Genomic DNA, 20,965 nt, shown 5'->3' on the forward strand with positions numbered 1-20,965 from the left:
TGATGGCGATCCAGCACGAGGACGCGTTCGAAATTGAGCTGTGTGAGTACCTCGCGGCGCACGGGTGGGAGTACTCCACTGATGACGAGGGGTACGACAAGGGGCGGGCACTGTTTCCCGCCGACGTGTTCGCGTGGTTTGAGGAGACGCAGCCGGAGCAGCTCGACAAGCTGGTGAAGCCGGGCGCGAACGAGGCATCTCGAGAGCTCGGACGCAAGCAAATCCTCGATCGCATAACCACGGCGCAGACGAACGATCCGATGAATGGGGGCGGCACGCTCAACGTGCTGAAAGCCTCCGTCGGAGTGTTGAACGCGAAGTTCTCGCTCTTCCAGGCACGGCCCGCGACCTCGCTCAATCCGAAGACGGCCGGACGCTTCGCGGCGAACCGTCTGCGCGTGATGCGCCAGGTTGTCTACTCGAGCAAGAACGGCAACCGCATCGACCTCGCCCTGTTCGTGAATGGCATACCGGTGTCCACGATCGAGCTGAAGACCGATCTGACGCAGAGCCTCTCTGCCGGTCTGAAGCAGTACGCCCAGGACCGGAAGCCGGAGGGTGAGCCGCTGCTGACGTTCGGACGTGGTGCTCTCGTGCACTTCGTCGTCACGAACGAGGAGGTGCACATGACGACAAAGCTCGACGGGCCGAACACGCGCTTCCTCCCCTTCAACCGCGGCCGAGCAAACGGCGCGGGCAATGCGGCAATTCCGGGGACGAGCCCGACCGCGTACTTCTGGGAGGAGATCCTCGACCGGGGTACGTGGCTGGATCTTCTCGGGCGGTTCCTGCACTACAGGTTCGAGGAGAAGACCGACCCCATCGATGGGAAGAAAACGTACGCGAAGTCGCTGCGGTTCCCGCGGTATCACCAGTGGCGGGCCGTCACGAAGCTCGAACGGTCCGTGCTGGAGGAAGGCCCTGGCCACAACTACCTGATCCAGCACTCCGCCGGCTCGGGGAAGACCGACTCCATAGCGTGGGCTGCGCACCGGATGGCGCAGCTGCACGACGCGGACGGCACCAAGGTGTTCGACGGCGTCATCGTGGTCTCGGACCGGCAGGTCCTCGACGGCCAGCTGCAGCGCGCTGTCGAGCAGCTGGAAACTACGTCGGGTGTGTTCCAGCCGATCACGCGCGGTGGAGATGCATCGAAGTCCGCGCAGCTCGCGGAGGCGCTGCTGGCGGGGAAGCAGATCATTGGGGTGACGTTGCAGACGTTCCCGCATGCGTTGGCCACGATCGAGAAGCACGCGGGTCTTGCCGGTCGCCGGTACGCGGTCATCGCGGACGAGGCGCACTCCTCGCAGAGCGGCGAGGCCGCGTCCTCTCTCAAGCAGGTCCTCACCGCCGGCGCGGCAGATGCCGATGAGGCGGGGGAGGGGTCTGCGGATGTCGAGGATGTGCTTGCAGATGTGATGGCGCGGAAGGTCGGGGTCGGAACGATCTCGTTCCTGGCGTTCACGGCGACGCCGAAGGGGAAGACGGTCGAGCTGTTCGGCCGCGAGGACGAGACGGGCACCAAGCGTGCGTTCGATCTGTATTCGATGAAGCAGGCGATCGAGGAGGGCTTCATTCTCGACGTGCTGAAGAACTACCTCCCCTACGACCTCGCGTTCACCCTCGCCCACACCGACCGTGCGACCGGGGTGGATGTGGAGATCGACACGGTGAAGGCCAGCAGTGAGGTGATGCGGTGGGTACGGCTGCATCCCACCAACATCGCTCAGAAGGTCGCCGTGATCGTCGAGCACTTCCGCACGAACGTCCGCAGCGAGCTCGGCGGCCGCGCGAAAGCGATGGTCGTCACCGGGTCCCGCAAGGAGGCCGTGCGCTACAAGCTCGCCATCGACGCCTACTTGAAGGACAACAAGCTCGACGGTCAGCTCGGGGCACTCGTCGCGTTCTCCGGGTCTGTGCTCGACGCGGAGTCTGGGCCGAAGGACTTCACGGAGACGTCGATGAACGCGGGCCTGAAGGGGCGGTCGTTGGAGGCGGCGTTCGCGGAGGATGAGTTCCAGGTGATGATCGTCGCGAACAAGTTCCAGACAGGGTTCGACCAGCCGCTCCTGGTGGGCATGTACGTCGACAAGAAGCTCTCCGGGATCACGGCCGTCCAGACGCTGTCTCGACTGAACCGGGTGATCCCCGGGAAGGAGAACACGTACGTCATCGACTTCGTCAACGACCCGGACCAGATTCTCGAAGCGTTCCAGACCTACTACGAAGACGCTGAACTGACCAAGCCGTCAGACCCGAACATCATCCACGACATGCTCGGCAAGCTGCGCAGCATGAGCATCATCGACCCCCACGACGTCGACGCCGTCGTCGACGCGTGGCTCACCAAGTCCAGCCACAACACCCTGTACTCGCACATCAAGGCGTCCCGCGACGTGTTCTGGACCCGCTGGAGCGACGCCGTCGATACCTCCGACGACCTCGAGAAGGGCCGCCTTGACGAGTTCCGCCAGACCGTCTTCGCGTTCGTGAAGGCCTACGACTTCCTGTCGCAGATCATGGACTACGGCGACACCGACATCGAGAAGTGGGCGATCTTCCTGCGCGTCTACCGCCGCGTCATCGAGCGCCAGGACGCAGAGCCTTCGGCGATCAATACCGACGACATCATCCTCACCCACTACCGCCTCCGAAAGCTCGATGCTCAGAACCTCGGCCTCACGACAGGCGAGACGGGTCAGCTGGCCGGCGTCACTGCGGCAGGGTCGGCTCAGCCGAGAGAGGCGAAGTACGGGCTGCTGCAGGACGTGATCGACAAGATCAACGGCCTGTTCGCCGGCACCGATGTCGACGAGATCAACGGCGTCAGCGCCACAGAGACGATCCTCCGTCACGTTGTCGACAACCCCAGAATCCAAGCCGAAGCGATGGCCAACACTCCCATCGACTTCGTAACCTCACCCACCATCGCTGCCGAACTCGAAGACGTCATCTACGCCTCCGCCGCCGGCCACAGCAACGCCATGAAAGCGCTTCTGCAAAAGGGCGACTTCGCCTCGATCGTGGGCGTGCTTGTCGAGATGGGGCTGTATGAGAAGACTCGGAGCGAAGCCGAACGTGCGGCATAGATCAGCTAGAAGCCCTGCTTCCATGAAACCGAGTACGGCATTCAACCCAGACGCCGTCCCCGCAAAGCGGAGCCAGTTTCAAACGGCATGGATAGGGGAACCTGCACCATTGTGAGGAGAATCTGCCAATTCCGTTAATCGGCGGTACATATGGAGGATGAGATATTGCAAGATATCGAACGCACCGCATTTCCGCGCCAATATGCGTCTCCTGAACAGCCGCCCACTCTGTGGGGCGGCCAATTCGAGTGGTACTGGGGTGTCCCCGACACCCTCCGTGCGGTCGCGCTGGAACACGGCCAGCGAGCCGTTCCCGCCGCACCGAGGGACGGAGATCCGCATCCTCAATTGAGGGGTTATTGGACAGCCCTGCAAACTCTGCTGATGTATCGCCTGGGTTGGACCCGTCCAGATCTAGGGCTCGCCTGGTGGTACGACAAGGGAAAGCCCACCGACGATCCTACCCTAAGGCTAATCTCCGAAATATGGGACTCAGACGGCAATCTTGACATCTTCCTTGGTGCTGCTCTTCTTCGTCGCGGCCGGTACCCTGTTGGACGGCCCAAGCCAGACTGGGTTGAACTGCCACCTCACGTTCGACCCTTGCCGCGACGCTGGCAGCAGTGGCTCCGCGAGGTCGAGACTCCGACTCGCGGAGTCAACAAATATTCTTTCTCGCTTGACCCCGCTCACCCAGGTGATTCTCTTCATCTCTACGGCCATCTGGGTGAGGGCGGCGATTCTGATCCTTCGGCGTTCCTTGTCCCAACTTCGTCAGAGAATCGGACGGCCGTGTTCGTCACGTCGACGGCGGACTCCTGGTATGGCGATCTGAGGAATCGGGGTAACAAGCTCCCAGTCAGCGGTGTGCAGTCATGGAAAGTTGAGGTGTTCGTGAAGCCGATCGGGTACCTAGGAACCTACCGCAGATCGATGCAGACAGGACTGTGGTTCACCGGCCGCCATCTATATCACGCCGCGGGAAACTGATGCCTGACGATCTACCCACTTGTGGCGCGCGCACGATGTTCGAAGCGCGCGTTCCTCCGGGGCGTCTCACGCTGTTTATCAGCAAGCGCGCGACAGGACTACCAGTGGCGCTACCGTTCGTCCTCCCCGATGAGCGCGAGGAGTTCTTCCAAGGAGATCTGCTGCTCCGGGTCGGCCCGTCTTCCTGTGAGAGTCACTCCCTCCGCCGTGAGCACGTCCGCGGGGTTGCGCTTGTCTTCCGTGTCGGGCCAGCGGAACTCTTCAGCAATGGTGCCGTCCCAGGTCAGCACCCGGTAAGCGTTCACGCACCTGCTGCATCCGGCGAGATGTCGCGCCATGGCCTGTGCGCCGGTGCCGACTGCTTCGGCGAGGTTGTTGTAACTCGTCCAGCGCCCTGTGGGTAGCGCGTCGAGGATGGAGTGCGCTTGGGACCAGTCGAATCGCCTGGAGTCGCTGAACCGTTCGCGATACTGGGCGAGTACCGGCTCGTCGAGGGCCGGCATGGCCCAGATCCTTCTGGCTTGCGCCGCGAGCGAGGCCGCGCGTCGCTCGATACTCGACGCTTCCCACCTTTCGAGTTGCCCGAGTCCTTTGTTGAGGCGGAGGGGGCTGTCGCGGAATCCACCCGGCATGTCCCGCTTCTCGCGGAACGGCCGGTCTGAGTACTCCGGGTTGTAACCGGTGAGGGTCAAGTTGCCGAGCGTGTGCAGGTAGCGGTCGTGGACGGCCTCCCAGTCGGTTCCGAGTTCCTGCTGCCAGTCGCGGGTGATGTGCTGGGGCATGATGTGCTCGATGGTGTACTCCGCTGTGGAGACTTCTTCCTTCCGGCCGTGGTTTTCCATCTCGCGGAAGAAGTAGCCGCGTCGCTTGAGGTGGTACATGTCGGCGGTCTTCAAGGCCTCCTCGAACTCCTCGTTCGTGGGGAAACGCCTGTAGTCCGGAAGCGTCAGGAGCCGACTGCAGACGCTCTCGACATAGTGGGCGGTGTCGATGGAGGAGGAGAGGGTCGCGAAGGTCTTGTTCAAGCTGTTGGTGGGGATCCTGCAGACGGCGCGGCGGAACAGGTACGCGATGATCGCGTCGAGGATCTCGACGAACTCGCGGCTGTCGAGGACGCCCGCGATGTAGTCCGAGTAGAGGCGCAACTGGAAGGGGTAAGCGACTGTAGCCAGCTGGTCGAGCTCACGGAAGCGCTTAGCCAGTGCGGGATCTGTCTCCGCGCCGAGCGCCATGGCCGCGAACCAGCCGGCGTGGCGGTTCAGGTCGGTCACCAGCTGGTCGCGGTCGGTCCCGTTCCGATCCTCATCCGAGGCATAGCTCTTGAAGGCGTCGTAGATCTCATCGATGCGCGGGATCGCGAGTGTTTTCACGGTGAGGAAGTGGCGCACGAACTCGTCGAACCGGCTCTCGTCAGCCCCCTGGAACTGTCGCTCCATGGGGAACCAGTAGGCCTCGTAGAGCCGCTCCTGCCTGGACGGCGACAGGTCCATCAGTACGAAGTTCCTGATCAGGTCGGCTTGGGAGAGCTTCTTGCCGGTCGCGTTCATCGACTCGAAAACGAGCTGCGGATCGTCGGTGCCCCGGGTCAGCTTCACGTCAACCACGACCAGCTTGGCCAGGCCGCGGCAGACGTCGATGATGGCGTCGCTAGATGCACCGCGCAGGAGGTCGACGAAGTAGAGGTAGTTGGTGACGACCCGTGAGGTCGTGGTCGGCAGAGGAGCGTTCTGAATAACGGCCTTCAGTGCCTCCTTGTCCCGCTGCGAGAGAATCAGCTTGAAGAACCCGTCCCCGGACTCGTACTGGTTCGTCAGATACAGCCCGCGGATCTTCTGCGGGGCGAACCCAGCCACCGGCTCCCGCTCCTCCTCGGGAAGCTCGTCCAGACGAGCGGCGACAGCTGCGAGGAGCAACGTCACTGTCGTGACTCGTTGCTGACCGTCGATGAGGAGGTCGGGCTCGCTCGATGTCCGCGTCCCCTGGCCTCGCTCGATGTAGACGATCGATCCAGTGAAGTGGCTGCTCAGCTCATCGCGTGCGCCTGCCCTAGTGATGTCGTTCCAGAGCTGTCCGCACTCCGCTTCACCCCACGAGTACACCCGCTGGTAGATCGGCACGACGAAGCGGTCGGCTTTCTTCAGCAACTCCAACAGGTTGGCGTCCACAGCTTTCACAGAGTGTCTCCTTCAAGGCCCTCGTCTCACGCAGGCGGCAAGGGGACCTCGCCGACATGCGCCGGGTTTCGGACCCGTCAGGCGTCCCGCCCGGGTCACAGTATCGCTCAGCGTGCGACGATCCTTCATTACCAGGGCCAGCGAGACGTCCTCTGGACTCTCGAGCGGTTGTGTTCAGCCCCTACGGCTGTGGGATGTAGCGGTCACTGGCGCCGCGAGGCTCGCGCAGGCGACGACTCATCGCGCGGTCCGCACCCGAAAGCTTCGCGGATCGTTATTGCACCAGCGAGCCTCGGTTGTTGGTGATGTGCGGCATTATCAAAGCATGGGCTTCTTCTCCTCTGCGCTGAGCAACGGGCGTCTTTCGTTTCCGGGCGTGTCGGAGGAGGTGGTTTTCCGAGCTGTGCTGACGGCGGCAGCGCAATGCCGCATGGCAGTGCAGAACGCCGATCCGGCGTCCGGGTTCGTGCTGCTGCGGGCGAAGAGCTCCTATCGGCACTGGGACGGCAACATCTCGGTGTCCGTTACGGGCGAGCGGTCCGGCGCCGTCGCGACAATCTCTGGCGCCACGACGTCTAACTCCCTCCTGGGAGTGACGGGCAAAACCTCGCAAGGAGAGCTCGGCTTTGCGCGGGGACGGCTGGATTCGGCCATCCGGCGCGCGGTGTCGCTGGCGGGAACCGGATCCCCGTCCACTCCCGCAACCAAGGAGCCCTCCGCGTCGGCAGCGGGTGCCGATGCTCAACCTGCGAGCTCGCACCAGAAGCTGTGGTCGTCCCCGTTTGGTGACAAGCGGGACAAAGCGGTAGTGACCGTCTTCGACGACGCCGTGGAGTGGACGCACCGCGGCGTCGAAGCGGCAATCACCCTCGATGCAGTGGAGACTGCAGACGTCGTCGACTCGCCTCAGGGCGGGGCGCTGAGAATCACGGCATATGGTCGCGAGTATGTGTTCGCGCTCGACCTTCACCGGGCGAGGATCGGCGCGTCGACAGTCACGTCTCTAGTGGAGGAACACCGCGCATTAGCGGCCCAGACGGCTTCTGAAGTGCTCAGGAGCGAGGAATCGGCCCAGCCGAGCTTGACTGCTTCGGACGCCGTCACTCCCGCTGGCGGATCGGGCCCTGACGTTGCGCAGCGAATTGCAGCTCTTCACGGCCTGCTGACCTCCGGCGCCATTACTCAGGAGGAGTACGACCGCAAGAAATCCCAGTTGCTCGAGCTGCTCTGACATGGTCGTTTGGAGTAGGGCCGACGACTCGGCTCCTTCAGTTCCTCAGTTCCAGCGAGCCCATTTCCACTGAAAGTACAACTCTGGAATCACGTTCGGGGACGAAGGTTGAGCTCTCCTCAAACGTATAAAAGTACCCGACGGAAGCCGTTAGGCGAATACTCTGCCCCTCAGTCAGATCTTTCTGCTGAAGAGGTGAGTCCTCCGGAAGAAGAATCGGAGTGATTTTGAAGCGTGGACCTGTTTCTAAGCCGTCGACGTCGCCTGCGACAATGGTGGCTGTAGAATATACGGCTCTTTCGCTATCAATAAGGAAGGTTATATGGCCATCAAGTTGAATCGATGCTCCGCTGTACTTTTCCACGAATTCCCGCACCGAGGAGCCGGAGACTGGTCCGGACACCAAGGCGGCGAAGTCCTCGCTGTTTTCGACTGTTAGTACATCCTCGCGCGAACTCGACGCTTCGGGCGTCGAGTTGTCCGATGATTTCGTCTTGTCGTCAAATGAGTGATACGAGATCACTATCTGTGCGCTAGTGGGGAATGCATCTCCCTCTCGAAAAGAGCTCTTATCGCCGACCGTTACCTCTTCGATTTCGCCGGGGCTCTTTAGCCAGCCGGTTACCAGATCGCCAAGAGGGGCTGCTTCGATCCTTGTGAAGCCAGCGTCGCGCAGTGTTTCGGCTACATCCTCGTACTGTTCCCCTTTTATTTCGTCCGAAGATGCAGGCATTGAGGCATTTCCGTCTATGGCACTATCGGGACTTGCAGCGCCGCATGCGGTTAGTGTAAGTAGAAGCGCCACTGCGACGCTGGCCGCGACGGATTTTCCTGCCAACTGAAGCACCTTTTCTCTGAGTGTTGAGGAACTAGCACTCGCTTGTTCCGATTCATCAAGGCTACCTGACTGCTGACCACAACGTTGCGAACGATCGGTTCCTAACGATCGGTCAGGCCATAGTCCATTGTGGCGCACGAACTCTGAGTGACCTAGAGGCGAGCGTCGGTCGAGGCGTGCATCTAAATCGGGACACCCATGGTGGGGGAGGTGGGCCGCGAAGTCGACTCGATTCGAATACGAGCTAAGCAACTCTGTCGCCCAAGGCGAAATTATGGCGTTTTTCGAGACGTCTGAGGTTCAGTCCTAGCGCCTCCGTGGCCGGCGGTGCGGGCTTCGCTTCAAGGTCGGACGACCGACGGTGACCACGCGTGTTCGAGGTACAGTTCGGGATCACCCGCCCCACTGGCCGAGATCGACCAGACATCCGTATCCCCCGCCGCCCCTTCCCGCGGCAGCCCGTACAGCAGCGTCCCGTCGTCGAGCCACACCACCTGATCGTCCACGCTCCGCTCCTCCGGCAGCACCGTCTCCACCCCCGACGCCAGGTCGAGCACCGCGATCCGCCAGTCCGGCACCCCGTCCCCGACGTCCTTCTTGTACGCGACCCGCGTCTCGTCCGGCGACAGCGACGGGCACTCGGCCGTGTCGTGGATCGCGGTCATCGTCCGCGCCGACATGCTCCCGCGCACCAGCCACGTCCGCGACCCCGACGCGGCGGTCGCATAGAAGGTGTCCCCGTCGTCCGCGAACGTGACCCCCCACAGGTTCCGGTCGGCGGCCGTCAGCGGCGCCCCGGCGACGCTCAGCGCGAAGGATTCCAGATCGCCCGGGTCCGGGACGGCCGGGTCGAGCGAGCGGATGACGGTCTGCGTGGAGAACGTGGTCGGCGCATACGAGTGCCCGGTGACGAACGCGGTCGTGCTCAGCATCCCGTCTCTGATGCGGGCGCGGCTGGGGATGCCGGGCAGCGGCCACGTCTGCAGGGTCTCGCCGTCGGCGCCGGTCAGCACGGCCTCGAAGGTGGTCAGCACGCCGCGGTCGGTCCGCAGGCAGAGCTCCATCGACTCGGTCGCGGCGACGCGGTCGCAGGCGCGGTCGGTGAGGGTGCGCGCGGCGCCCGGGTCGGCCAGCGGGACGGAGGCGACGAGCCCGTAGCCCTGGCCGCTCGCGGTGTTGCGGAAGACGATCCGGTCGCCGTCCGCGGGGGCGCCGGTCGAGACGGCGACGGCTGAGTCGGCCGAGGCGCGCGCCTGGTACCGCGCCCAGGCGCCGGCCCCGTACACAGCCGCGCCGCCGAGCAGGGCGACGGCGGCCAGCACGGCGATGATCCAGCGCGCGCGGTCCGAGAGGCGGCCCGCCTGACCGGCCGTCATTCCTTCTTCTCCGCGAAGCGCTCGCGCAGCAGCAGCACCGCCAGGGGGAGCGCCACCGCGAGGCCGACGGCGACGGCGATCATCGCGCCCTCCCGGCCGAGCCACAGCCACAGCGCTCCGAAGCCGACCGAGGCGAACAGCCGCGCGACCGCGACGACCGTCTGGGCCGCGGCGATCCCGCTCGCCCGGATCTCGGCGGGCACGCTCGCCCCGGCGACGGCCGCGAGCACGCCGTCGGTCGCCGCATAGAAGGCGCCGAGCAGCAGCAGGCAGGCGATCGTCACGGCCAGCCCGGAGGCGGGCGACGCCGCGAGCACGTAGACGGCGAGCAGCAGCACGTGGCCGGCGGCGAACATCCGCGCGCGGCCCCAGCGGTCGGCGAGGCGGCCGAACGGGATCGCGAGCGCGAGGTACGCGGCGTTCGTCCCGACGTACAGCAGCGGGAACCACTGCGCCGCGAAGCCGCTGCGGCTCTGCAGCACCAGGTAGACGAAGCCGTCGCCGACCGTGAGCAGCCCGAGCAGGCCGGCAGCGAGCAGGAGGCGGCGCGGGCGCCGGTCCCAGAGGCGGCGCCAGGGCAGCTTCGTCCGCGCCGCGCCGCTGGCGATGCGCGTCCGCACGTCCGGCACGAACAGCAGCAGCACGACCACGCCGAGCGTCGCGAACGCGGCCGACAGCACGAAGACCGTCGAGTAGCCGTCCGGCACGAGCAGCAGCACGACGAACGCCAGGAGCGGCCCGATCGTCGCGCCGACGGTGTCGAGCATCCGGTGCACGCCGAAGGAGCGGGCGAGCGACGCGGGCTCGGACGAGGCGGAGATCATCGCGTCGCGGGGCGCGGTGCGGATGCCCTTGCCGAGGCGATCGACGGTGACGACCGCGGTGAGGGCCGCGGGGCCGCTGCCGACCAGCAGGCCCAGGCGCGCGATCGCAGACACCCCATAGCCGGCGAGGGCGACGAGCTTGGGGCGGTCGGTGCGGTCGGCGGTCCAGCCGGCGCCGATCCGGACGAAGGCGCTGACGCCCTGGTACAGCCCGTCGAGGAAGCCGTACGCGAGCGTCGACATGCCCAGCGCGGCGGTGATGTAGAAGGGGAGGATCGCGGCGGTCGACTCCGAGGAGATGTCGGTGAAGAGGCTGACGATGCCGAGGGCGATGACGGCGGGGGCGATGCGCGACGGGCCGGTGCCGCGCGCGGGCTGCTCCGCGGCGCCCTCGGGCCGGTCGGACAGGGAGATGTACACGTCTAGCCGCCGCTCGGGTGCAGGACGGCGATGAGCGAGTAGCTCATCCGCGGGGTGCCGGTGGGGGTGACCGAGAGGCTCACGCTGTCCTCGCCCGCGGTGAAGACCATCGCGGCGCCGTCGGCGGGGGCGTCGACGGCGGCGGAGGTGAAGCCCTGCGCGGCGAGCGAGCGGCGGTAGCTCTCGACGATCTGCTCCGCATCCAGGGCGACGGTCGCGGTGAGGCCCGAGCGCAGCGCGTCGCCGGCGGGCTCGACCGAGCTCGAGGCGACGACCGAGTCGGGCAGCGGGGCGACGACGGCGGAGGGGTAGCCGGCGACCAGCGCGCGGGTGGCGCTCGCGGCGGCCGGCAGCGGCAGGGAGACGAGGGCGGCGCGCGGGGTGGAATCGGGCAGGCCGGTGTCGACAGGGGCGGGGCCGGAGACCTCGAGCGGGGCGGAGGGGTCGGCGACGGCGGCGGGGTTCGACGGGTCCTGCGGGGTCACGGTGGCGGCGGAGGTCGCGCTCGGGGTGGCGGCGGCGCCGGGGGAGGAGGTGGTGCCGGAGGAGGGCGCGCCGGGGGAGGAGCTGGTCGCGGAGCTGGTCGCGCCCGCGCTGATCCGGGTGCCGTCGCCGGGGCTACCGGCGGTCGCGTCGAGCACGAGGGCCCCCGCGACCAGCACTAGGGCGACCGCTCCGGCTCCCACCAGCAGGCGTCGTCGAGCGTCCAAGGGGTCTCCGAATGCGGGCGCACCGACGATCGTGGCCGGCCAGGATCCGTCCATCCGCGTCGGGTCGCGTCTCGCGGAGCATAGCCCTCGCGGGGCCCGACTGCACCTGTCGATACGGTGAGCGGATGAGATCGAGGCGGGCGGCGGTCGCGGGCGTCGTGCTGCTCGGGCTGCTGACCGGGTGCGCGGCGGGGCCGACGGCGGGCGTCGACGAGCAGATCCTCGCCGCGGAGGAGCTCGGCGACGGCGCGGTGGGTGCCGCGGAGTCGCTGCATCCGGTGGTGATCGGCGCGGACCTCCGGGTGTCGGTGCGCGGTGGCAAGCCCTCGGCGCGGCACGACGACGAGCGCTTCGTGGAACTGTTCCTGCGCCTGGTGCCGCAGGGGGCGGGGCCCGAGGCGAGTCGGGAGATCCAGGAGGCGATCGGCAGCGAGCTGCTCGCCGACGGCTGGGTCGCGGACGAGCTGACGCAGGACGCCGCGGAGACCGGCGAGGGCGCCGAGCTGTGGTTCACCCGGCCGGGCGCCGAGGGCACGGCGACCTGGGACGGCGACTCCCCGGGCGACTGGCACGTCTCCGTTTGGGACCGCCTCGACTACGTGCAGATCGACGTCCAGAGCCCGTTCGCCCTGACGACAGAGACCCAGTACGCCACCGCCGACGCGGTCGAGGCCCGCCACCCGGAGTGGCGGAGCCCGGACGGCGTCCTGCCGTGACCACGTGCTGCGGGAGTGGCCGTCCCATGCTGATCGAGTAGCCCGCATTGCGGGCGTATCGAGATCCGCCGTTCTGCTGGACGTATGGTCTCGATACGGGGTCTACTCGACCAGCATGCACAGGGGCCGGTCGTCGATACATGCTGATCGAGTAGCCCGCTCCGCGGGCGTATCGAGATCCACCGTTCTCCCGCGGTCCGGCCGTCAGGTCAGGCGCTCCGTCAGGTGGACGGCGACCTCGTCGCCGAGGTCCTTGCCGAGCTTCTTGCGGAGCTTGGCGCTGATCGAGAGCATGTGGCCGCCGGCGCCCGTGGGCATCAGGCCGGCGGTGAGCGGCTCGCCGTCGACGCTCGCGACGACCTTCACGGCCTTGCCGGTGCCGAACAGCGCGGCGGAGTCCGGCACCTCCACGCAGGACCAGAGGTCGCCCTTCACGGTGACGCCGATCGGCGCGGTGAAGGCGACGTCGATCGGGCCGACGCCGTTCATGCCGGGACCGCCGCTGCTCGGCTCCGGAGTTCGGCTGCGCAGGTCTCGTCGTGGTCGGGCATCGTCGTCCTCCGGGTGTCGTCGGTGCGGCAACCCAACCACAGGAGGCGTCAGCCGGTCAGCCGGTCGATCTGCTCCACTGAGAGCGGGCGGTCGGCGTACAGGACGACTCGGGCCGTCGGGTCCGGGCTGTGCGCGTCGGGGCCCGTCCACGCCCGCACGAGGCCGAGGCGCTCGACGGCGCGGTGGGAGCGCCGGTTCTGCTCCGCGACGACCGCGGTGATCGGCAGATCCGGGCGGAGGAGTGTCGCTCGGGCGATGCCCGCGGTCGCGATCTCCTGCGCATAGCCCTTGCCCCAGTGGTCCGGGTGAAGGGTGAACGCCACGTTCCACGCGGTGCCCGCGAGGAGCGAGCAGCCGCCGACGCCGATCAGGCCGGGTCCGCCGCGCGGGCTCCGCTCGCGGACCACCCAGCTGCTGAGCCCGTCGCGCGCCCACTGCTCCCGCCGCCGGTCGAGCATCGCGCGGGTGTGCGCGCGGGAGGGATGCAGGAGGAGGGGATCGCCCTCGGCCAGCCGGGGATCCGAGTAGAGGGCGAAGAGCTCGTCCAGGTCCGTCTCGGCGGGTCGGTGGAGCAGGAGCCGCTCGGTCGTCTCGACCGGGCTCGGCTCCGCGCCGTCGCGCTGATCGTCCCCGCCGTCCACCGGGCGAGCCTCTCACGGGGCGCCGTCGGGGTCGAGTAGCCCGAAGGGCGCTGCCTGCCGGTCGAGGCGGCAGCAGGGCACTGCCTGCCGGTCGAGGCGGCAGCAGGGCACTGCCCGCCGGTCGAGTAGCCCGACGGGCGTATCGAGACCCGGCTCCGGAGGACAGTGGATCCGCTTGGAAGAGACGCCCACAGAAATGCTGGTCGAGTAGCCCCGTAGGGGCGTATCGAGACCCACCACCGCATGCACGTCGGCCTCTTCCCCGCCCTGCGCTGGCGCCGAAGGCGCCCTCTCCGCTCGATACGCCCGTGCTCCTCTGGCGCTGCTTCATCGCGGACCCGCTCTTCGCCTCGCACGGCGTGCCGTTCCGGCTGTCCCTCTCGCCCTGCGCGCCGGCTGACCGCGGGCTCCGGACTCAGACGGCGATCCGGCCGCCGTCGACCGGGAGCACCGCGCCGTGCACGAACGAGGCGCCGTCGGTGGCGAGGAAGACGATGGCCTCGGCGACCTCGGACGCCTCGCCCGGGCGACCGGCGGGGCCGGCGGCGGCGAGCTGATCGAGCGCCTCGCCCATCGCGGCGGTGCCCTCGGTGCGGGTCGGGCCGGGGCTCACCGCGTTGACCCGGACGCCGGCCGGGCCGAATTCGGCGGCCCAGGCCTTCGTGAGCAGGACGAGTGCCGCCTTGCTCGCTCCGTAGAGCGCCATCCCCGCGGCGCCGAACTCGGCGACCATGGTCGTCACGTTGACGACCGCGCCTTCGCCCCGCTCCGCCATCGCCGGCGCGAGCGCGGCGACGAGGAAGTAGGGCGCCTTCACGTTGAGGGCGAAGACGTCGTCGAAGCCCTCCTCCGTGGTCTCGGCGGTCGGCCCGAAGGGGAACACGCCGGCGCTGTTGACGAGGACGTCGACGCGCCCCGTGACCGCGGTCGCCCGGCCGGCGAGGTCGCGGGCGCTCGCCTCGTCGCGCAGGTCGGCGAGCAGGAAGTCGGCGGTGCCGCCCGCCGAGCGGATCCCCTGGACGACGGCCTCGCCGCGCTCGGCGCTGCGGCCCGAGACGAGGACGTGCAGGCCCCGCGCGGCGAGCTGCTCGGCGGCGGCGCGGCCGATGCCGCTGGTGGCGCCGGTGACGAGGGCGGTCTTCTGCTGGGCGCTCTTCTGCTGGTCGGTCTTCTGCTGGTCGGTCATGATCGTCCCTATCTGAACCGATCTGTTCGGCTACGAGATGTGACTGTACAGATCTGTTTGGTAAAGTCCAACCCATGAGCTCGACTCCGTCCCCGAAGGTCCGCCGCCGACCGGCCCGCGAGCGCGCCATCGCGACGGCCGACCGCCTCTTCTACGAGCAGGGGATCCACGGGGTCGGCGTCGACCTGATCGCCGCCGAGGCGGGCATCTCGAAGGCGAGCCTGTACACGCACTTCCGCACCAAGGACGACCTGGTGGTCGCGTACCTCGGCGGGCGGAGCGCCGCCTGGCAGGCGCATGTGGCGGCCGAGCTGCCCGGGCGCGGACGGACGGCCTCGGAGCGCCTGCTCGCCGTGTTCGACCTGCTCGGCGAGTGGTTCGCCGAGCCCGGCTATCACGGCTGCCCCTTCATCAACGCGGAGGCGGAGTACGGCGAGGGTCACGTCTCGCACGCCGTGACGCTGCGCCACCGCGAGTGGGTCCGCGACCTGTTCACGGGACTCCTGCGCGACGCCGGTGTCGAGGACGCGGACGCCGCCGCCCTCGAGCTGTGCCTCCTCTACGACGGTGCGATGGCCGGCGCCCAGGCGGACCCCGCTCGCCCGTGGGCGGCGGCCGCGCGACGAGCGGCGGGGCGGCTGCTCGGCTAGGCGCCTCCTCGGCAGGGCGCCTTCTCGGCTCGGCGCCTCCTCGGCTCGGCGCCTTCTCGGCAGGGGGCGTGGGGGCTAGGGCGCGCGTCGACGCGAGCGCGCCTCGTCCTCCCGGCGGCTCAGCCAGCCGGGGCCTTCCCGTCGCAGCCGCTCGACCTCCGGGCTCGGCGACACGGGCGCGCGCCGCCGCCCCCGCACGAGCTGCACCTGCTTGACGACTCCCACGACGACTCCGGTGCCGAAGAACGGCAGCCCGATCCCCGCCACCAGCCACAGCGGAGCGTGCCGGCGGCCCCCGCCGACGACCGCGGCCGGGTCCCAGCCCACGTCCGCGGCGAGCACGACGATCATCGCCACGAACACGCCGCTGAGCACGGCCAGCGTCCACGGCCGGGCGAGGAGCAGCGCCTGCGCGCGCTCCGACACCCTCCGCTTCGCCATTCCGCGAGCCTAGGCGCCGGGCCGTCGCGCCCGCGATGCCCGCGGCGGTCCGTCCGGACGCGCTCGCGGCCGTGCACCCTCCGATCGCTCGCAGCGGGGCGACCGCGTCGGGCGCCTCTGCTGGAGAAGCGGCTTCGGTCCCGGCTCGCTCCGTCCCGGCTTCCTCAGGGGAGCGGATCGAGGTGAAGGCTCGAGGTGCCGGCCCGCTCGGCGCTCGTCCGCTCGAACTCGACGGTCCGCGCCGGGTCGATCCCGGCCGGCGTGTCGATGACGTAGCTCGCGAGGACGTGGCTCTCCCTGCAGCCGATCCCCTCCGGATCCGACTGCAGTCTCGTCTCGATGCGCAGCCGGTCGGGAGCGAGCACCTCGAGCAGCACCGGCTCGTTCAGGCACTGCCCGCTCCCTCCGGTGGTGATCACGAACGAGCGACCGCCGTCCCGCCACTGGATCGGCAGCGCCGTCGTCGGATCCTCGATGGGCCCCCAGTACCCGTGGCGGTAGACCGCGCCGGTCGGCGAGAACGTCGGCTCGACGGCGGGCGCCGTAGCGGCGCCCGCCGCCTCGGGCCACACCTCGGCGTCGTTCGCGAGTACCCACAGGCCGACGCCGAGAGCGACGATCGACGCCCCGACGCGCAGCGCCTTCGTCTCACCGCGACGACGAGGAGGGCGTCGCGTCGGGTGCGAAGGAGGAGTCATCGATCCAGTGTCGTCCGGCGGCCCGCGACACTCCACCTCGATCGGCGATCACGTCTCCCCCCCCCCCCCCCCCGCGGAGTCGTGCGCGCTGGTCCTCCTCCTACCGGGCTCGGGTCCGCCACCAGAACGCGTCCTCCCAGGCGGCGGGGTCCTGGTCGTAGTCGTCCGCGGCCGCCCGGTACCGGCTGTACGCGCGGCGCGCGCGTTCTTCGTCCCACTCGCGGATCGAGACGTCGTTCAGGAGCTGCCCGCCGAAGTGCACGATCTCGTCGCGGTATCCGCCCATCGCGTCCAGCATCCAGTCGCTGTGGTCGTCAGCCGGCGCTCGGGTGCGGAGGTAGTCGGTCCATCGTGCGTCGAGCTGGGCTCGATACGGGTCCACCGGGCGATCGTGAGAAGAGGGCAGCTCCATGCCGGGAACCCTACGACTCCGTCCGCAGTCGCCCGAGGGCTGTCGCATTCCGGTGAGACGAAACCGGCGCCGCGGACGTCACCGAGTGAGAGTGATCAGAGGGTTGGGTGGGGTGTGTGTCCCTCTCGGTCGGGGTGTGGATCGGGTCAGCTCTTCGAGCCGGTGAGCGCGAGCGTGCCGCCGAGGCCGATCATCATCACGCCGCCGGTGCCGGTGAGGGTCGACATCCGCTTCGGCGACGACGCGAACCACGAGCGCGCGGTGCCCGCGGCCAGGGCCCAGACGCTGTCGCAGATCAGCGCGAGGGCCTGGAAGGTGAAGCCGAGCAGCAGGAGCTGCGCCCAGACGGGGCCGGCGGCCGGGTCCACGAACTGGGGGAGGACGGCGACGAAGAAGGCGACGGTCTTGGGATTCGTGAGGCCGACGACGAAGCCCTGGCGCAGGAGGGTCCACGACGACGCCGGGGCGGTGGCTGCCGTGCCGGCGTGCGCGTGGCGGTGGCGGATCGCCTGCACGCCGAGCCACACCAGGTAGACGGCCCCCGCGAGCTTGAGGACGGTGAAGGCGACGACCGACGCCGCGACGACGGCCCCCACGCCGAAGGCCACGGCGAAGATGGCCGGCATGATCCCGAGCGCGTTCCCGAGCAGGCTCAGGATCCCCGCCCGGCGGCCGTAGGCGATCGATCGGCTGATCGTGAAGAGGACGCTCGGCCCGGGGATCACGATCAGGGCCACCGAGGCGAGCGCGAACGCCAGGAAGTGCTCGGGGGAGATCATGCCCGAACAGTAGCGCCGCGCCGTCCCGAACGGGGATCGGCCACGTCAGTGCTCACCGAGGTCGTCGCCCGGCTCGACGTCCGCCAGTCGGAAGGGGCCCTCGTGGAGAGGGCCGCGGCTCCACATCGCGACGGTGGCCCAGCCGAGGTCGGAGTGGGCGACGCTCCCCTCGGGGATGCTGCGGGTGAACAGGGCGTAGTCGACGCCGTCGAGGGGGAGCGCGGTGACGTCCCACCCGTCCCGGTCGCGGGCGAGAGCCTGGGCTCGTTCCTCCGTCGCCCTCATCGCGGCGCGCGCCTCGTGCGTCGGCAGGCCGATGGGCAGCACGTCCAGGAGCAGGGAGCCGACGGCCAGGCTCGCGGTCGCGACCGAGTCCGTCACCGTCCCGTGGACGGAGCCCCGAGGTCCCAGCCGGGTGCCGGTGCGCCGCATCGTGCGGATCGTGAAGCGGTGCTCCGGCGTTCCCCGGTCGACGGCGATCAGCACCTCGTCGAGCGGACCGTCGTCGGTGCGGCCCAGGCCAGTGACCGTCCACGGCTCCGAGATCGGCGGGAGGAGGGTCAGCATCCTGCCATCCAACTCGGCGGCCGTCGTCCTGCCAAGGCCGTGGCGCGCATCGAGGACCCGTTGCGGAGAGTGCAGGTCCGCAGGTCCCCCGTGGGGGCGTGCTCCGGCTCGTGAATTGCGCTCGGGCTCGCTGGAAACACGCGGAACGACGTGCCGGAGGGCGGATCGCGTGCCCGAGGTAGTGGGCGGGTGCGCTCCGGCTCGTGTAATGCGCTCGGGCTCGCTCAAAACGCCTGGAACGACGAGCCGGAGGGGATTCCACGAGCCGGAGGTGCGCCGCCGGGAGCGCCGTCGGGTCAGCCCCGCTCGACCAGCGCCCGCAGCGCGTCGCGGACGAAGCGGGCGCCGGTCGCCCCGCCGTAGTGCGCGGCGAAGCGCTCGTCGGCGACGTACATCTCGCCGAGGCCGAGCAGGTACTCGTCGCTCGGGGCGCCGGATGCGTCGCGGGGCGTGCCCGGCACCTCGGCGAGCCATGCGCGCTGCCGGTCGGCGAGCGCGAGCGCCTCCTCGCCGGCCGGGTCCGCGCCGCTCGCCGCGGCGGCGGTCCAGGCGCCGGCGAGGTCCGCCTGCCGCCGGAGCCACTGCTCGCGCTCCTCCGCGGTCATCGAGCGCCACCAGCGGTCGCCGTCGGCGTAGGCCGGCGCGCCCCAGCGGCGCTCCACCTCCTCGCGGTGCTCCGCGTGGTCGAACCCGTCGAACATCTCCTCGGCCATCGGCCCGTTCCCTTCTCTCATCGCCGCGACGGTCCCGGCGACCGCGCGGATGCGGCGGTCGAGCCGCCGGCGCTCCTCCCGCAGCACGTCGAGGTGCCGCTCGAGGGCCACCGCCGGCTCGGTGTCGCGGCGCAGGATCCGCCCGATCTCGGACAGCCCGACACCGAGGTCGCGCAGCAGCAGGATCCGCTGCAGCGTCACCAGCGCGGCCGCGTCGTAGTAGCGGTACCCGTTCGCGCCCAGCCGGCTCGGCGGCAGCAGCCCCTCGGCGCCGTAGTGCCGCAGCGTCCGGCTGGTCGTGCCGGCCAGCCGCGCCACCTCGTGCGCGGACCACTCCTGCGCCGGCCCTTCGTCCTCCACCGCGTCCTCCGTTCCCGCCTCCCGGGCGGATCCCGGGGCGATGGAAGCGACGCTACGGGTTGACGCAGCGTCAGAGTCAAGTGCGTCCCGGATCGACCGCAGCGCCCTCCGACCAGGACCCTCAGGCGCGGGGGCGGGCTTCGGCGGGCAGCGCCCGGTACTCCTGCCAGGCGACGAGGAGCCCGGCGCGGTCGCCGTCCGGGTGCTCGGCGTGCCACGCGCGGGTGAAGCGGTCGAGCTCGAACTGCGGATCGATCGGCCGCGGCTCGCTCGATCGGGAGGCGTGCCAGAAGGCGACGGCGTCGGCGAGCGTCCCCCCGTCGGCTGCGAGATGCCGGCGCACCGCGGCGTCGAAGCGGAACGACGGTCCGACCTGCTCGAGGAACCAGGCGCGGAGGTTCTGGAGGCGAGACGCCCGCGCCCTACGGTGGAGGCGTGACCGTCCGCCGTCCCCTCAGCCCGCTGTTCTGGTCCCTCGCGCAGATCGGGTCGCGGGCCCGCGTCGGAGCGCCCCGCGGTCTCCCGGAGCCGAGCACCCGACTGCCCTCCCCGACCGGCCTGCGGATCCCGACCCGGCACGGCGTCGTCCGCGCGGTGGTGCAGCGTCCCGCCGTCGACGACCCGGACGCTCCGGTCGTGCTGCAGCTGCACGGCGGCGGCTTCGTCAACCGCTACCCCGAGCAGGACCTGCACATCGCGCGGGCGATGGCCGATCGGCTCGGTGCCGTCGTGGTGCTGCCGGACTACGACACCGGGCCGCGCGTGCAGTATCCGGTCGCCGAGGAGGAGGCCTGCGACATCGCCCGCTGGCTCCAGGCGGAGACCGGCGCCGGATGGTCCGGGGACCGGCTCCTGCTCGGCGGCGTCAGCGCCGGGGCGAAGCTCGCGATCAACATCTGCCAGCAGCTGCACGCGGCGTCGCTGCCGGCTCCGCTGGCCGTCGCGCTCGTCGTCCCGGTGACGGACGTGATCCGGACGGACCGGACGTCGGGCGTCCGTCGTCCGGCGATCAGCCCGTTCGTGCAGCGCTTCGTCGGCTGGGCGTACTTCCCGGACGTCCCGCGCCAGCAGGAGCCTCTCGCGTCGCCGTCCCGCGACCTCGCGCTGCCTGCGGCGATGCCGCCGACGCTCGTGCTGACCGGAGGGGACGACACGCTCGCCCCCGAGGGCGCCGAGCTCGCCGCGCGGCTCCGGAGCGGGGGCGTGCGCACGGAGCACCACGTCTTCGTCGGCTCGGACCACGATCTCCTCGCCGGGCGCGATCGGGCCGTGGTCATCGAGGCGCTCGACCGGATCACCGGCTTCTTCGCCGCGGAGCTGAGACGTCCTCGTCCTGACGGCATCACCGCCGGGTGAGGCCGCTGCGTTCTCCCTCGCCCCGGTGACCCCCGGCTCGATCGCGGGCGACGCCACCCCGTCGCGCCTCCGCCTCGCCCTCGTGCGGGTCCGAGCCCGCGGAACGCGAGGGTCGGTTCGTACAGTGGAGGCATGAGTGTGATGAAGGAGACGGGCACCGTACGACGGACCGGACGCGGGTGGACACGGGCGTCGCTCGTGCTGGGCGTTCTCGCCGTCGTGTCGTACGCGATCGGATACCT

Annotated in this window: 20 protein-coding genes; 5 read left to right on the forward strand and 15 right to left on the reverse strand. The window is 69.2% G+C overall.

The features are described from left to right. Positions 1-2: 2 nt before the first annotated feature. Positions 3-3,089, forward strand: a complete 3,087-nt coding sequence (locus EDF36_RS01105) for a type I restriction endonuclease subunit R (protein ID WP_123731549.1) — start codon at positions 3-5, stop codon at positions 3,087-3,089. 1,100 nt (positions 3,090-4,189) lie between these two features. Here the strand turns inward: EDF36_RS01105 and EDF36_RS01110 are convergent. Then, positions 4,190-6,253, reverse strand: coding sequence for a DUF262 domain-containing protein (locus EDF36_RS01110; protein WP_123731550.1), 2,064 nt, complete (start codon positions 6,251-6,253; stop codon positions 4,190-4,192). A gap of 325 nt (positions 6,254-6,578) precedes the next feature. Here EDF36_RS01110 and EDF36_RS01115 point away from each other — a divergent pair, with 325 nt between their 5' ends. Next, entirely contained in the window at positions 6,579-7,484 is a 906-nt protein-coding gene (locus EDF36_RS01115) for an SHOCT domain-containing protein (protein ID WP_148059935.1), read from the forward strand. Between the two features lie 37 nt (positions 7,485-7,521). Here EDF36_RS01115 and EDF36_RS01120 read toward each other — a convergent pair whose 3' ends face one another. The 4 genes from EDF36_RS01120 to EDF36_RS21075 all read right to left on the reverse strand — a co-directional run bounded on the left by EDF36_RS01120 (position 7,522) and on the right by EDF36_RS21075 (position 11,652). After that, the gene (locus EDF36_RS01120; RefSeq protein ID WP_148059936.1) at positions 7,522-8,322 is read right to left on the reverse strand and encodes a DUF4839 domain-containing protein; all 801 of its coding nucleotides are present in this window, start codon (positions 8,320-8,322) and stop codon (positions 7,522-7,524) included. Positions 8,323-8,663: 341 nt separating this feature from the next. Next, on the reverse strand, positions 8,664-9,698 hold the full coding sequence (locus tag EDF36_RS01125; protein WP_123731553.1) for a hypothetical protein: 1,035 nt from the start codon (positions 9,696-9,698) through the stop codon (positions 8,664-8,666). Next, positions 9,695-10,942, reverse strand: a complete 1,248-nt coding sequence (locus EDF36_RS01130) for an MFS transporter (RefSeq protein WP_123731554.1) — start codon at positions 10,940-10,942, stop codon at positions 9,695-9,697. The genes EDF36_RS01125 and EDF36_RS01130 overlap by 4 nt, the downstream gene beginning before the upstream one ends. A gap of 2 nt (positions 10,943-10,944) precedes the next feature. Beyond that, entirely contained in the window at positions 10,945-11,652 is a 708-nt protein-coding gene (locus EDF36_RS21075) for a hypothetical protein (protein WP_185020320.1), read from the reverse strand. A gap of 125 nt (positions 11,653-11,777) precedes the next feature. Here EDF36_RS21075 and EDF36_RS01140 point away from each other — a divergent pair, with 125 nt between their 5' ends. Continuing rightward, a complete protein-coding gene (locus EDF36_RS01140; protein ID WP_123731555.1) occupies positions 11,778-12,368 on the forward strand; it encodes a hypothetical protein in 591 nt (196 codons plus the stop codon). 204 nt (positions 12,369-12,572) lie between these two features. On the opposite strand, the gene EDF36_RS01145 is transcribed toward EDF36_RS01140, so the two are convergent. From EDF36_RS01145 to EDF36_RS01155, 3 genes are all read right to left on the reverse strand, one after another. After that, positions 12,573-12,857 (reverse strand): DUF1905 domain-containing protein, encoded by a 285-nt coding sequence (locus tag EDF36_RS01145; RefSeq protein ID WP_123731556.1) that lies wholly within the window; start codon positions 12,855-12,857, stop codon positions 12,573-12,575. A 110-nt stretch (positions 12,858-12,967) separates the two neighbouring features. After that, entirely contained in the window at positions 12,968-13,561 is a 594-nt protein-coding gene (locus EDF36_RS01150; RefSeq protein WP_123731557.1) for a GNAT family N-acetyltransferase, read from the reverse strand. 415 nt (positions 13,562-13,976) lie between these two features. Further along, positions 13,977-14,747, reverse strand: coding sequence for an SDR family NAD(P)-dependent oxidoreductase (locus tag EDF36_RS01155; RefSeq protein WP_123731558.1), 771 nt, complete (start codon positions 14,745-14,747; stop codon positions 13,977-13,979). A 74-nt stretch (positions 14,748-14,821) separates the two neighbouring features. On the opposite strand from EDF36_RS01155, the gene EDF36_RS01160 reads away from it, so the two are divergent. Continuing rightward, the gene (locus EDF36_RS01160) at positions 14,822-15,397 is read left to right on the forward strand and encodes a TetR/AcrR family transcriptional regulator (RefSeq protein WP_123731559.1); all 576 of its coding nucleotides are present in this window, start codon (positions 14,822-14,824) and stop codon (positions 15,395-15,397) included. Between the two features lie 75 nt (positions 15,398-15,472). Here the strand turns inward: EDF36_RS01160 and EDF36_RS01165 are convergent, their stop codons facing one another. From EDF36_RS01165 to EDF36_RS01195, 7 genes are all read right to left on the reverse strand, one after another. Further along, complete coding sequence (locus EDF36_RS01165; protein WP_148059937.1) at positions 15,473-15,838, reverse strand: hypothetical protein; 366 nt, start codon at positions 15,836-15,838, stop codon at positions 15,473-15,475. A 164-nt stretch (positions 15,839-16,002) separates the two neighbouring features. Next, positions 16,003-16,536 carry a hypothetical protein gene (locus tag EDF36_RS01170; RefSeq protein ID WP_148059938.1) on the reverse strand — a complete coding sequence of 178 codons (534 nt, stop codon included), beginning with the start codon at positions 16,534-16,536 and terminating at the stop codon, positions 16,003-16,005. 100 nt (positions 16,537-16,636) lie between these two features. Then, on the reverse strand, positions 16,637-16,918 hold the full coding sequence (locus EDF36_RS01175) for a hypothetical protein (RefSeq protein ID WP_123731562.1): 282 nt from the start codon (positions 16,916-16,918) through the stop codon (positions 16,637-16,639). 176 nt (positions 16,919-17,094) lie between these two features. After that, positions 17,095-17,727 (reverse strand): LysE family translocator, encoded by a 633-nt coding sequence (locus tag EDF36_RS01180; RefSeq protein ID WP_123731563.1) that lies wholly within the window; start codon positions 17,725-17,727, stop codon positions 17,095-17,097. Between the two features lie 45 nt (positions 17,728-17,772). Beyond that, positions 17,773-18,294, reverse strand: a complete 522-nt coding sequence (locus EDF36_RS01185; protein ID WP_123731564.1) for a hypothetical protein — start codon at positions 18,292-18,294, stop codon at positions 17,773-17,775. Between the two features lie 296 nt (positions 18,295-18,590). Further along, entirely contained in the window at positions 18,591-19,367 is a 777-nt protein-coding gene (locus EDF36_RS01190; protein ID WP_123731565.1) for a MerR family transcriptional regulator, read from the reverse strand. A gap of 121 nt (positions 19,368-19,488) precedes the next feature. Then, on the reverse strand, positions 19,489-19,710 hold the full coding sequence (locus EDF36_RS01195; RefSeq protein WP_123731566.1) for a hypothetical protein: 222 nt from the start codon (positions 19,708-19,710) through the stop codon (positions 19,489-19,491). A gap of 92 nt (positions 19,711-19,802) precedes the next feature. On the opposite strand from EDF36_RS01195, the gene EDF36_RS01200 reads away from it, so the two are divergent. Beyond that, positions 19,803-20,723, forward strand: a complete 921-nt coding sequence (locus EDF36_RS01200; protein WP_123731567.1) for an alpha/beta hydrolase — start codon at positions 19,803-19,805, stop codon at positions 20,721-20,723. Positions 20,724-20,965 lie beyond the last annotated feature (242 nt).

This window comes from Rathayibacter sp. PhB152 (assembly GCF_003751395.1).
Taxonomy (GTDB): Bacteria; Actinomycetota; Actinomycetes; order Actinomycetales; family Microbacteriaceae; genus Rathayibacter; species Rathayibacter festucae.

Excerpts from the sequence above, each read along its gene's own strand:
- EDF36_RS01165 (WP_148059937.1), bottom strand. The coding sequence starts at position 15,838 with ATGGCGAAGCGGAGGGTGTCGGAGCGCGCGCAGGCGCTGCTCCTCGCC.
- EDF36_RS01125 (WP_123731553.1), bottom strand. The coding sequence starts at position 9,698 with ATGACGGCCGGTCAGGCGGGCCGCCTCTCGGACCGCGCGCGCTGGATC.
- EDF36_RS01145 (WP_123731556.1), bottom strand. The coding sequence starts at position 12,857 with ATGAACGGCGTCGGCCCGATCGACGTCGCCTTCACCGCGCCGATCGGC.
- EDF36_RS01140 (WP_123731555.1), top strand. The coding sequence starts at position 11,778 with ATGAGATCGAGGCGGGCGGCGGTCGCGGGCGTCGTGCTGCTCGGGCTG.
- EDF36_RS01170 (WP_148059938.1), bottom strand. The coding sequence starts at position 16,536 with ATGACTCCTCCTTCGCACCCGACGCGACGCCCTCCTCGTCGTCGCGGT.
- EDF36_RS01180 (WP_123731563.1), bottom strand. The coding sequence starts at position 17,727 with ATGATCTCCCCCGAGCACTTCCTGGCGTTCGCGCTCGCCTCGGTGGCC.
- EDF36_RS01185 (WP_123731564.1), bottom strand. The coding sequence starts at position 18,294 with ATGCTGACCCTCCTCCCGCCGATCTCGGAGCCGTGGACGGTCACTGGC.
- EDF36_RS01155 (WP_123731558.1), bottom strand. The coding sequence starts at position 14,747 with ATGACCGACCAGCAGAAGACCGACCAGCAGAAGAGCGCCCAGCAGAAG.
- EDF36_RS01105 (WP_123731549.1), top strand. The coding sequence starts at position 3 with ATGGCGATCCAGCACGAGGACGCGTTCGAAATTGAGCTGTGTGAGTAC.
- EDF36_RS01160 (WP_123731559.1), top strand. The coding sequence starts at position 14,822 with ATGAGCTCGACTCCGTCCCCGAAGGTCCGCCGCCGACCGGCCCGCGAG.
- EDF36_RS01115 (WP_148059935.1), top strand. The coding sequence starts at position 6,579 with ATGGGCTTCTTCTCCTCTGCGCTGAGCAACGGGCGTCTTTCGTTTCCG.